General features: G+C 63.6%; 8 protein-coding genes. 3 read left to right on the forward strand and 5 right to left on the reverse strand.

Translation table 11 applies throughout. The features are described 5' to 3' along the window. Positions 1 to 236: 236 nt before the first annotated feature. From lspA to CBY09_RS00165, 3 genes are all read right to left on the reverse strand, one after another. Positions 237 to 755 (reverse strand): signal peptidase II, encoded by a 519-nt coding sequence (gene lspA, locus CBY09_RS00155; protein ID WP_094285368.1) that lies wholly within the window; start codon positions 753 to 755, stop codon positions 237 to 239. Beyond that, positions 755 to 3,640: an isoleucine--tRNA ligase gene (gene ileS, locus CBY09_RS00160; protein WP_094285369.1), complete on the reverse strand. Its 2,886-nt coding sequence runs from the start codon at positions 3,638 to 3,640 to the stop codon at positions 755 to 757. The genes lspA and ileS overlap by 1 nt, the downstream gene beginning before the upstream one ends. 113 nt (positions 3,641 to 3,753) lie before the next feature. Continuing rightward, positions 3,754 to 4,803 (reverse strand): bifunctional riboflavin kinase/FAD synthetase, encoded by a 1,050-nt coding sequence (locus CBY09_RS00165; RefSeq protein WP_094285370.1) that lies wholly within the window; start codon positions 4,801 to 4,803, stop codon positions 3,754 to 3,756. 257 nt (positions 4,804 to 5,060) lie between these two features. On the opposite strand from CBY09_RS00165, the gene CBY09_RS00170 reads away from it, so the two are divergent. Further along, positions 5,061 to 5,618 (forward strand): HNH endonuclease, encoded by a 558-nt coding sequence (locus tag CBY09_RS00170; RefSeq protein WP_094285371.1) that lies wholly within the window; start codon positions 5,061 to 5,063, stop codon positions 5,616 to 5,618. 56 nt (positions 5,619 to 5,674) lie between these two features. On the opposite strand, the gene CBY09_RS00175 is transcribed toward CBY09_RS00170, so the two are convergent. After that, on the reverse strand, positions 5,675 to 6,985 hold the full coding sequence (locus CBY09_RS00175; protein ID WP_094285372.1) for a methyltransferase domain-containing protein: 1,311 nt from the start codon (positions 6,983 to 6,985) through the stop codon (positions 5,675 to 5,677). Between the two features lie 137 nt (positions 6,986 to 7,122). Continuing rightward, a complete protein-coding gene (locus tag CBY09_RS00180; RefSeq protein ID WP_205734068.1) occupies positions 7,123 to 9,183 on the reverse strand; it encodes a sensor histidine kinase in 2,061 nt (686 codons plus the stop codon). Between the two features lie 70 nt (positions 9,184 to 9,253). On the opposite strand from CBY09_RS00180, the gene CBY09_RS00185 reads away from it, so the two are divergent. Continuing rightward, entirely contained in the window at positions 9,254 to 9,937 is a 684-nt protein-coding gene (locus CBY09_RS00185) for a response regulator transcription factor (RefSeq protein WP_094285853.1), read from the forward strand. Between the two features lie 366 nt (positions 9,938 to 10,303). Beyond that, positions 10,304 to 12,520 carry an IPTL-CTERM sorting domain-containing protein gene (locus CBY09_RS00190; protein ID WP_165773850.1) on the forward strand — a complete coding sequence of 739 codons (2,217 nt, stop codon included), beginning with the start codon at positions 10,304 to 10,306 and terminating at the stop codon, positions 12,518 to 12,520. Positions 12,521 to 12,556 lie beyond the last annotated feature (36 nt).

The raw sequence follows: 12,556 nt of genomic DNA on the forward strand, positions 1-12,556 counted from the left end.
TTGGACTGTGCGGCTGTCGGGCCCCACGCAACACGCAAGAACAGCGCACGCTGGTTTGTCACAAAACTGACATATAAGCATACTCCTGATTCCATAGCGTCGGCGCATATGTCCATGCTGGGATAGGGGGGCGTTGTATTGGCATGCCCGCAGTGCAGTGGCGCAAAACAAGAGCAGAAACAAGACGGCCCGCGTGCAGCGGGCCGTGGTGTGTGTGCTGGGTTGGGGACCCGGCGTCAGCGCTCGCGCCGCATCCGCAGCAACTCGTCCAGGATCAGGCAGATCGCGCCCACGCTGATGGCCATGTCCGCCAGATTGAAGGCCGGGAAATGCCCGCCGTGGAAGATGCCCGAGAGGAAGTCCCAGTGGAAGTCCAGAAAATCCACCACATAGCCGTGCATCAGGCGGTCCACCACGTTGCCCACCGCGCCGCCCAGGATGCTGGCGAGCGAGAAGCAGAACAGCTTTTGCCCGGGGTGCGCGCGCAGCTGCCACACGATGAAGACCGTGGCCACTGCGCCGATGCCCGTGAACAGCCAGCGCTGCCAGCCCCCGGCATTGGCCAGAAACGAGAACGCCGCGCCCGTGTTGTGCGCCCGCACGATGTTGAAGAAGCCGGTAATGACCGTGGAGTCGCCCAGCTGGTAGTGGTTCAGGATCAGCGTCTTGGTGATCTGGTCGGCCACCATCAGGAACGCGGCCCAGGCCAGCCAGACCCAGATGCGCGGGCCGTTGCGTGCGGTGGTGCTCGCCATCACGCGTGGGCCCGGCTCTCGCCGCTGCCGAACAGGTTGCTGGTGCAGCGGCCGCAGATGGTGGGATGCGCGGCATCGCTGCCCACGTCACTACGGTAGTGCCAGCAGCGCTCGCATTTGGCGTCAGAACTGGGGTTCACGCGGATCTGTAGCTCGCTTCCAGCTATCAATTCGATAGCGGATGTGATGAATACAAACTTCAGGTCGTCGCCCAGGCTGGCCAACAGCGCGTGGTCTTCGGGGGCTGCCGTCAGCGAAACGGTGGCCTGCAGGGATGAGCCCACCTTGCCATCGGCGCGCAGGGTTTCGATCTCCTTGTTCACCGCATCGCGGATCTCGCGGATGCGCGACCACTTGGCCAGCAGGCCTTCGTCGGCACCGGCACCCACGCCTGCCACGTTGCCGTAGGTCTCCAGGAAGATGGAGTCGGAATTGCCGAACACCTTCCACGCCTCTTCGGCCGTGAACGACAAAAACGGTGCCATCCAGCGCAGCATGGCGTGCGTGATGTTGTAGAGCGCGGTCTGCGCGCTGCGGCGGGCCAGGCTCTTGGGCGCCGTGGTGTAGAGGCGGTCCTTGAGCACGTCCAGGTAGAAGCCGCCCAGGTCTTCCGAGCAGTACAGCTGCAGCTTGGCGACCACAGGGTGGAACTCATACACCTTGTAGTGCGCCAGCACTTCGGCCTGGAACTCGGACGCGCGGGTGAGCGCGTAGCGGTCGATCTCCAGCATCTGGCCGAACGGCACGGCATCCTTGGCCGGGTCGAAGTCGCTCACGTTGGCCAGCAAGAAGCGCAGCGTGTTGCGGATGCGGCGGTAGGCGTCCACCACACGCGCCAGGATCTTCTCGTCGCCCGCGATGTCGCCCGAGTAGTCGCTGGCGGCCACCCACAGACGGATGATCTCGGCGCCGAGCTTCTTGTTGATCTCCTGCGGGTCGATGCCGTTGCCCAGCGACTTGCTCATCTTGCGGCCCTGGCTGTCCACGGTGAAGCCGTGGGTCAGCAGGCCGCGATAGGGCGCGCGGCCTTCCAGCGCGGACGCCAGCAGCAGCGAGCTGTGGAACCAGCCGCGGTGCTGGTCATGGCCTTCGAGGTACAGGTCGGCCTCGGGGCCGGTGTCGTGGTGCACCTCGGGGTGCGTGCCGCGCAGCACATGGCTGAAGGTGGAGCCGGAGTCAAACCACACTTCGAGGATGTCGGTGCTCTTGGTGTAGTGCGGCGCGTCTTCGGCGCCCAGGATCTCTTCGGTCGTCACGCGGCTCCAGGCCTCGATGCCACCCTTTTCCACGATGTCAGCGGCCTGGTCCATGATCTCCATGGTGCGCGGGTGCAGTTCGCCCGAATCCTTGTGCAGGAAGAACGGGATGGGCACGCCCCAGCTGCGCTGGCGCGAGATGCACCAGTCCGGCCGCCCGGCGATCATGTCGTGCAGGCGGGCCTTGCCGTTTTCGGGGTAGAAGCTGGTGTGCTCGATCGCATCGAGTGCGATCTGGCGTAGCGTCTTGGCGGGCTTCATGCCTGCTTTAGTGAACACGCCTTCGCCTTCGTCCATGCGGATGAACCACTGCGCGGCGGCGCGGTAGATCACCGGCGTCTTGTGGCGCCAGCAGTGCGGGTAGCTGTGCGTGATGTCCTTGGTGGTCATCAGGCGGCCTGCGTTGCGCAAGGCTTCGATGATCACGGGCACGGCCTTCCAGATGTGCTGGCCGCCAAACAGCGGGAAGTCGGCCGCGTAGGCGCCGTTGCCTTGCACAGGGTTCAGGATCTCGTCCAGCGCCATGCCATGTGCGCGGCAGGAGTTGAAGTCTTCCAGGCCATACGCAGGCGACGAGTGCACGATACCCGTGCCGTCATCGGCCGTGGCGTAGTCGGCCAGGTACACGGGCGACAGGCGGCGGTAGCCAAAGCTGCCGTCTTCGCTGGCCACGTCGTACAGCGGGTGTTCGAATTCCAGGCCGCCCAGGTTCTTGCCCGGGGTGGTGGCCAGCACGGTGCCGGTGAGGCCGTAGCGCTCCAGGCACGAGGCCACCAGCGGCTCGGCCACGAGCAGGATGCGCTCGCCTGCGTCCACCAGCGCATAGCTGATCTCGGGGTTCAGGTTCAGGGCCTGGTTGGCGGGGATGGTCCAGGCGGTGGTGGTCCAGATGACCACAAACGCGTCCTTGGCCAGTGCGGGCAGCCCGAAGGAGGCGGCGAGCTTGGCTGGCTCATGCGATTTGAAGGCCACGTCCAGCGTGGTGCTCTTCTTGTCCTGGTATTCGATCTCAAACTCGGCCAGCGACGAGCCGCAGTCAAAGCACCAGTACACGGGCTTGAGGCCCCGGTACACAAAGCCGCGTTCCATCACGCGCTTGAAGGCGCGGATCTCGCCCGCCTCGTTGGCGGGGTTCATGGTCTTGTAGGGGTTGTCCCATTCGCCCAGAACGCCCAGGCGCTTGAAGTCCACCATCTGCTGCGCGATCTGCTCGGTAGCGAACGCGCGGCTCTTGGCCTGCATGTCGTCGCGGCTCAGGTTGCGGCCGTGTTTTTTCTCGATGGCGTTCTCGATCGGCAGGCCGTGGCAGTCCCAGCCGGGCACGTACAGCGCGTCAAAGCCTTCGAGCTGGCGCGCCTTGGTGATCATGTCCTTCAGGATCTTGTTGACCGCATGGCCCATGTGGATCTGTCCGTTGGCATAGGGCGGGCCGTCATGCAGGATGAACTTGGGGGCGCCCCGGCGGGCGTCGCGCAGGCGCTTGTAGATGCCCTTGTCTTCCCAGTCCTTCACCCAGTTTGGCTCGCGCTTGGGCAGGTCGCCGCGCATAGGGAAGGGGGTGTCGGGCAGGTTCAGGGTGCTGCGGTAATCCGGAGCAGTGGAGGTGGGCGTGCTGGCGTTGTCGGACATGAGGGAGCCTTAAAACGGGGCATTCCGGGGCAGGCCCGGAGCAATGCGGGGAAACAGGGAGCGAAACGCGAGAGGTGTCGGGCCTGCAGGGCAGGCGCTGCGCAGGCAGCCCCCTAAATTCGGTCGCGCGTGGTCTGACGCCGGGTCTCGGTGTGATTGGGGGCGTGGGCCGAGGCAAAGTAGGCACGCGCGTCGGCGCAGTCTTTGGCGATGCCCTTCGTCAGGGCGTCCAGACCGTCGTACTTCAGCTCGTCGTGCAGTTTGTGCAGCAGTTCCACGCGCACGATTTTACCGTACGCCCCCTCGGGCCCCAGATCGGCGGGCCACTGCAGGCAATGGGTTTCCAGCAGCACACGGCCGCCATTGACGTCGTTTGGGTCCAGCGAGGGGCGCACGCCCAGGTTGGCCACCCCCGGCAAAGGCTCGGCCGAGAGGCCATGCACAAGCACCGCAAAGATGCCGCTGGCGGCGGGTTTCCAGTGCGCGAACCGCAGGTTCAGGGTGCGAAAACCGTTGCCCGCACCGGCGGACGTGGCGCCCAGCTCGCGGCCCAGCTTGCGGCCATGCACCACATGGCCGCTGATGGTGTAGGGCCGCCCCAGCAGGCGGGCTGCTGCTTCCATGTCGCCTGCGGCCAGGGCCTGGCGCACGGCGGAACTCGATACCCGCAACCCATGCACCTCGTAGCTGTTCATGCGCGCTACGTCAAAACCTTTGGCTTGCCCGGCAGCGTCCAGCATGGCGTAGTCGCCCGCGCGCTGGCGGCCAAAGCGGAAATCGTCGCCCACCAGCACGTAGCGGGCGCCCAGGCCGCGCACCAGTACCTCGTCGATGAAAGCGTCGGGCGATTGGGCGGCCAGCCGGGCGTCAAAAGGCAGCACCACGGTCTGCTGCACACCGCAGCGTGCCAGCTCGGTCAGCTTGTCGCGCAGCGTGCCCACGCGCGCGGGGGCGAGTTCCGGCTTGCTGTGAACCCCGGCAAAGTAGTCCCTCGGGTGCGGCTCGAACGTCAGCACGCAGCTTTCCACCCCCCGGTGCGCGGCCTCGCTGTTGAGCAGGGCCAGCATGGCCTGGTGGCCCCGGTGCACGCCATCGAAATTGCCGATGGTCAGCGCACAGGCATTGGCAATGCCAGGGTGGTGGAAGCCGCGAAAGATCTTCATCGGTTTGTTATCTTTTTGATAGCACCATGCGCAGGTCCATCAAGCGCAGGACGCCAATTTGTCATGAAAACGGAGTATATTGTGACCCACGGCTGGCCCCGCGCAGGGCTGCCCGCGAGACATCTGCGTTCAGAATCCTTTAGGACTTGCGCAAACCGGGATGCAACAACCGCCTTTTCCTCGGGGCGGACCACTTGCCAGAGTCCTGTTTTGCGTAAGTCATGTCCTTGTGTACTTTGTGTTCCAGGAGGCGTGTTTTGAAGGTCTTGAAGCTGTCAGCCCAAGGGCTGCCCCAATCGTGGATTTCGCTTGAACAGGCGGTGATTCATTACGCCGCCGGGGAGGTGCGCTGGGAATCCGGCGGCCAGATCGCCCGGTTCCGGGGTGGGCACAACGCCATCACGGGTGAACAATCGGTGATTGCCATCAACAGCATCATCGGCACCAAGGGCGTGCCCAGCATCAACCCGTTCGATCTCAAGCCTAGCCTCACCAACAGCAAGCTCTTCGCTCGCGACCGCAATGTGTGCGCCTACTGCGGCGGCCACTTCCACGAGGAACACCTCACGCGCGAACACATCGTGCCCTTTGCCCGCAACGGGCAGGACCACTGGATGAACGTGGTGACGGCCTGCCGCCCCTGCAACCACCGCAAGGGCCCGCGCACACCCGAGCAGGCGCACATGCCGCTGCTGTACACGCCCTACGTGCCCAGCCTGTGGGAGGACTTCATCCTGCGCAACCGACGCATCCTGGCGGATCAGATGGATTTTCTGATGGCCCATGTACCCAAGTCGTCACGTCTGCTGGCCTGACGCCCTGACACCCGGCTGGGCGCGGGGTGGTCAGGGATTTTTGAAGCGTGAAGGCTTCAGGCGGCCTTGCAGGCGGTCACTACGAACCCGTTCACGGGTTGGTGGTTTTCCTCGCGCAGTTCGGTGTCACGCACTTCCACCGAAGCAAAGCCTGCGGCTTTGCACAGGGCCTCGATGTGGCTGCGTTTGTGGGCGTAGCGGCCAGAGGGCTGTAGCACCAGGTCGGCGCCTTGCTCGGGTGCAGTCTCGAATGAAAAGACCATCATGCCGCCCGGCACCAGCACACGCAGAGCATTGGGAATTGCCTCGGTCACGTCACCGGCGTAGATGAACACGTCGAGCGCCGCGATCACCTGGTAGAGGCCATCGGGTGTCTCGCGCAGGGCATCGTGCAGGTTCACGGTGTGGAAACGGTCGTACACGTTGTGGCGCGCCGCCTGATCGATCATCTTCATCGACGGGTCCACGCCCACCAGTGCGCCGTCCAGGCGGCCCAGGCACACACCCAGCAGGCCGGTGCCGCAACCCAGATCCAGCACATTGATTTTCTTTTCTGGGTGGCGCGCCAGGATCTGGTCGCCCACCTGCTTGGGCAACTGGTACTTGAGGCCCCGCACCATGTGCAGGTCGTAGAACTCCGCCATGTTGTCAAACATCGGGCGAGTCAGCTCCGCAGGTTGCTGCCTGGGTGTTTCGCCGCGCGCGAGCTGTGCGTAGTACTGATAGACCGCGTCATCCGGTGCCAGACTCAGCAGGACTGCAGTGTCTTGTTCTGCGTCGGCGGGCTTGCCCGCAGCAACGCATGCCTGCACACGTCCAATGAGGGTCTTGGAATCCTGAGGGTTCTCTGCGACGAGCGCGCCCCACAGCGCCAGGGACTCCTCGTGCTGGCCCAGGCTGCTCAGGTCGGCGGCCAGCAGGCGCCGAAGCATCACGTCGCCGGGCACCAGTTCCAGGCCTCGACGAAGGTGGCGGATCGCCATTTCGTAGTGGCCTGCACGGTGTGCAATGTCCACCACGCCGGCCAGAACCTGCAGGTTCTGCGGTTCGATCAGTGCAACCTTTTCAGCGGTTTCTACCGCCTCCTTGAACTGGTTCTGGCGGGCGAGCAACAGCGCCAGTTCCAGCAGGCCAGGGCCCCAGTCCGGGGCCAGCGACACCGACTTGCGCAGGGCTTCAAACGCGCCCTTCACATTGCCAGCCTTTTCTGCCAACAGGCCACCCAGCATGAAAACGCGCGCGTCTTGCGGCCATTGGGCGTTGGCCTTGTTGAGCGTCTGAGCCGCATTCTTGAGGTCGCCCTGGGCAATTTGTTCGCGGGCCTTGGTCAGATATTGGAGATTGGGGTCGGTCGCTGTGGCGCTCATGGGGTGCTGGATGGTTGCAAACGGACCGCTGTGCGGTCTGCCAGGCTCTGCGAGCCCGTATCGATAAGGAATGGGTGCTGAATTATCCAGGATTCCTGCCGCAGGCCCTTGGGGGTAGGCAACGGCTGCGCGGCGACTCAGCCCTGGCCGATGCGCTGGGCTTGCAGGGACAGCGTGAAACAGGTGCCTTCTCCCACTGTGGATTCGACGGTGATGTCGCCACCATGCAGGCGCGCCACCCTGCGCGCCACCCACAGTCCCAGGCCAAACCCTCTGCTTTGGTCGGTGCGGTCACCCCGTTCAAACCGTTCAAAGATCCGGTTCATGACATCGAGTGACATGCCGGAGCCTTCATCCGCCACCGAAATTTCCAGAAGCCCTGATTCCCCTCTGCGTGCCGCGATGAAAATCTCCCCCGCTGCGGCGTACTTCACGGCGTTGTCCACCAGGTTGGACAGCGCGATGTGTAACAGCGTTGCATCACACACCCACTCCTCGGGTGCGGCGTCGGTGAACAACTGCAAGTGGTGGCGTGGAGACCAGTGCACCAACTGTGCCGCGTGCTGCAGCAGATCGCTCACTCTGGTGGGCGACGCCTGTAAAGAGAATCCCGCGCTATCCAGTCTTTCATTGATCAGGCAACTGTCTACCAATGATGTGAGGCGCCTGCAGGCCCTGCGGATCTGTGCTGCACGGTCAGTTTGGGATGGAAGATCGGGCGAAGGAAAGGCCTGTTGTTCCGCTGCTGCGCTATCTATAACGGCCAGAGGGGTTCTGAACTCATGGCTGATCATGTGAAAGAACTGCTTTTGCTCATCCCGCAGAGTTCGTTCGTTCTCCAGGGCCTGGCCCAATGCAGTTTGTGCCTCCGTGAGCTGAGCGGTGCGCTGCTCGATGCGCTCCTCCAGAGAATGCTCGGACAGGGCTAGCCGCTCGATAGCCCGGTCCTTGGCCAGTTGCGCCTGTCGGTACCGTGCCACCATGCCGACAAAAACAGCGATGGCGAGCAAACTGGTGAAGGCGATGGCTTCCAGTTGCCAGAGCGAGGTTGCATCTATCCTCAATGGGACCAGTCCTGTCATGAGGATGGCGATGGGGACCCCGCCCAAGCCGTGCAGGCCATAGGCAGCGAGCAGCAGCGCATGCGCAGCGATGCGATCTCGCCGTCGCAATGTCAGCAAGCACATGGCCACGCCCGCCACGTCGGCGGCGAGAAGGGAGACCAGGTTGACCCATGCCACGGCCGGGTAAAACCCCAGCGGCACGCTCAAGGTACCGAGCAAGTTCAGTGCGATCAGGAATGTGAGGAGCCTGTCTGTCCTGCGGTAGCGGGTTCCGCGCGTCAGCTGTTCTTTGATCTGCCAAGCCAGCGTGGCGGGCAGAAGAAATGCCCCTATGCCCACGGCGTGGCTGGCCCACACTGTGAATTCGTCCGGCGACCAGAGGCTCCCGTAGCCGCGCACATTGAAGATGTGAATGGCGCTGACGGTTCCCAGCACAGCCAGCGAGAACAGCGCGCGCGTGCGGAAGATGGCAGTCGCCGCCCAAATACAGACGAGCAAGATCGCCATGGCACCAAAGTACAACCCCATGCCGCGCTCGGATCGGGCAAGTTCTACCGCTAGCGCCTCTGTGGTGAGCACCTCCGCCTGGAACTGTATGGCGCTGGTGGTCTGGATTCGAACCAAGGCCGTTTGGCCGGGTACCAGGCGAAAGAGGTGTTGCCGGATGCCGACTTTTTGGTTCGGCGGAACCAAGTCGCCGCTGGTTTGCTCCAGCCACTCCCCGTTCACACCCTTCTGGTAGAGGGTCACGAAGTCGAGATAAGTGGGTTGGGCGAGTAGCCAGAGGCCTTCCTGGCCGGGGCCCAGGGTGGGGGCAGGCACCTCAAACCGAAGCCATACGGTATGGCCCAGATACCCTGCGTTCAAGGGGGTGCTCAGCCGGGATGTCATGGCACTCGCCTCGGTGCCAGCCACGGCATCGGGCCCGAGATGACCGAGTGGGTCATCCAGTCTGTCCATGGGAATGTCCCAGCCTAGCTGGGCGGTGGCGAACAGCGTGGAGGACCGGGCTGTCGCAGGCCACAAGGCGATCACCACAAGCAGGCAGACCCACAGCGCAGCCAGCCAGCAGCACGCCGTATGAGATTGGATTGGAGGTGGGTTGGCTGTGAGTTTTCGTGAGTTGTTGTGCATGGCTGGCTCGTCGATGCGCTGACACAATGGTACGTAGCCAAATGTTTCGGACCCACCATCTATTCCTGTCATGTCTGCAGAACCGATCATCGCAGTCGTAGAGGACGACGAAGACATCCGCAGCAATGTGTGCCGGTTTCTCGGGCGCTCGGGTTTCCAGTCCTGGGGGGCAGATTCCGCGGAGGATTTTTATGTCCGCCTACTGCGCAGCCGTGCCGATCTGGTGGTCATTGACATCGGATTGCCCGGCGAGGATGGCTTGAGCCTGCTGACCCGATTGGCTGCGCAGGGTGTGCCTACCGTGCTGATGACGGCCCGCGCGGATCTAGACAGCCGGATCAAGGGGCTGGAGGCCGGTGCCTTGCAGTATTTCGTCAAGCCGGTCGATATGCAGGAGCTGGTTGCAGGCATTCGGTCCCAGTTGCGCAACAAGCAATTGCATGGCGGCGGCGAAGCGGTGGCAGCCGTGCCGTGGCAACTGGATTCTGCCAGCGCAACTTTGCGGGCCCCCAATCAGCAGACCGTGGCCCTCACGACCCGGGAGCTGGAGCTTCTGTCCTGCCTCATGCAGACACGGGGCGCGGTGGTGAGCAAACAGGCCCTGGTCCAGGCCGTGGGGGGGCGCGCGCTGGATGACGATTTCCATCGCATCGAGTCTGCTCTGACGCGGCTGCGCCGCAAGACCCTCGAAGCCACCGGCACGCCTTTGCCGGTGCGGGCGGTGTTTGGCAAAGGGCTTGTCTTCGTGCCTTAAACGACTGTCTGCCGGGGAGGGCATCGATTCATCCGGTGCTGGATCCCCCTCATACCCCACCTAAGAAATTCTTGCATCGGTGACCAGAAGGCCGCCGAGGGGTGGCTTCGTCTGCGTGCGCCGTTTTTGCGTGAAGTGTGTGTTCGTTTTGTATCTGCCTGCGTTCGCAAGTGCGTCGGCAGCTTATCTACCAAGAGGGGGAATGTGTTGAAAACAATGAGTATGTGGAAAGTGGCGCGGGCATTGGTGCGTCAGTGCCTGCGAAGTGTGCTTGCGGCTGGTGCTGGCGCGGTGCTGGCGACTTCCGTTGCACAAGCAGGTGTTGTCAATGGCAATTTTGAAACCGGGGATTTCACGGGTTGGACGGTGACGCACTACCAGAACATCGGTATTGCTACCTTCCCTCCTACCCAGAAAAGCCATCTGAACTTGCAGGCGCCTGGCCAGGCGCCTGTGACCCAGGTGGTGAGCACGGCATCGGGTACGCCCGCCAACGCACCGGATGCTCCTGGCCAGGCTTTGAGTATTCCCTTTCAGGGCACCTACAGCGCGCGCGTGAACGCGCGTGGCAACAACAATCGGGCCAGTGGCATCCATCAGTCCGCGCAGATGGTGCTCGGCGACGTTGACCCTGTCGATGGCAAGGTGCACCTGCGCATGGCGGTCGCGCCGGTGATTCAAGACGGTGGCCATGCTCCCGATGGTCAAGCCTATTTCTATGTAGAAGTGCGGAATGTCACCAAGGGCACGCGCCTCTTCTACACGTTCAATTTCGCAGCCCAGCCGGGTGTGCCATGGCAGACCGTGGGCGGCTACCAGTACACGGGATGGCAGGCAATTGATGTGGCGCCTGGCAGTGGTTTGCTGGACGTGGGTGACACCGTGGAGGTGGAAATCATCGCCTCAGGCTGTAGCGCAGGCGGCCACTCGGGTGAAGTCTATGTGGACTCGATCGGGCCGTTCTTCGCGGGTCTTCTGGTGTCTGCAACCGGGCCGACTACGGCGCAGCCCAGCGACAACGTGACCTACACCTACACCTACAGCAACAACAGCGGGGTGATGGTTTTCAACAGCCAGGTCAGCGCCACCAGCCCACAGATTCGCAACAGCACCAACACCGCGACCATTGATGCCGTCTTTCAGTCGGTGAGTGTGCCTGAGGGAGCATCTTGCACCACGCCGGCCGTGGGGTCTGCCGGCACCGTGACCTGCGACTTCGGTTCCTTGGTCGATCACCAGAGCGGTACCTTCCAGATCGTCTGGGGCATTCCTGCCAATGCGAGCACGACCAGTCCGAACAACTCGCTGAATCACGGTACGTACTCCATGTCCGCCACGGGCGCCAGCACGGTGCTGGGCCCCATGGTGCAGACGCAGGTGGTGAGCGGCGCCACGCTCACGGACCTGGTGGTGACCGTGACCGACGGTGCATCGGCCAGTGCGGTGGGCAGCACGCCCACCTACACGGTGGTGGTGACCAACAATGGTCCCTCGCCCGTGATCGGCGCCACCCTGACCCAGCCCACCGTTTCGGGCCTGACCGTAGGAAGCTGGACCTGCAGCGGTGCGGGCGGCGGTGCCTGCCAGGCAGGTGCTCCTGCTGCAGGCGCATTGCCTGGTGGCGGCGTCTTGCTGGATGTCCCTGTGGGCGGCAGCGTCACCCTCACGTTTGGATCGACGGTGACGGGCCCCACGTCCGCGTCCACAGTTTTCAACATCGCGCCCCCGGCAGGTGTCACAGACAGCAACACGGCCAACAACACGGCGGGTGACACCAACTCGGCGGCTGCAACCTTGCATAACCTGACCCTGACGAAGTCGGGGGCGGGCAGTGGAACGGTGGTCAGTGTTCCTGCTGGCATGAGCTGCGGCGCCACCTGCGCCATGCCCGTGGCCAATGGTGGCCAGGCCATCCTCACGGCGACGGCAGCGGCGGGTAGCATTTTCACGGGCTGGTCGGGTGCGTGCACTGGAGCGGCCAACCCATGTACCGTGCCGGCCATGACGGCCGACGCGGCCGTGACTGCCAACTTCGCGTTGTCAGCCACCGTCACCATGACATCCGGTGCCGGTGGGACCGTGTCGCCCGGAACCTCGCGCACAGTGGCTGTGGGCGGTTCCGTGACCTATACGCTGACACCCGGTGCGGGGAACATCCCCAGCGCGAGCGGCACGTGCAATGGCGTGCTCGCAGGCAACACCTACACGATCAATCCTGTGACTGCAGATTGCAACGTGGCATTCAGCTTTGCGGCCTTGGCCGTGACGGCCAGTGCAGGCCCCAACGGAGCCGTGACGCCCTTGGGGGTGACCAACGTTGCGGCGCCCGGCAATACCGTGGTGTACACCGTGACACCCAGCCCGGGCTATACCGCGCGGGTCGCTTCGGGGGGCAGCGCCTGTGGTGGCAACCTGGTGGGCAACACCTATACAACCAATCCGGTCAATGCGTCCTGCACGGTGGCGTTTTCGTTTGTGATGGTGCCGACGTCCATTCCTACCTTGTCAGAATGGGGCCTGCTGATCCTGTCGGCCTTGATGGCGCTGTTCTTTGTGGGCATGCACCGACGCCAGATGCGCTGAGCTGACTTCAGCCCGATGCGATGAATCGGGTTCGGC

Source organism: Acidovorax kalamii (genome assembly GCF_002245625.1).
Taxonomy (GTDB): Bacteria; Pseudomonadota; Gammaproteobacteria; order Burkholderiales; family Burkholderiaceae_C; genus Acidovorax; species Acidovorax kalamii.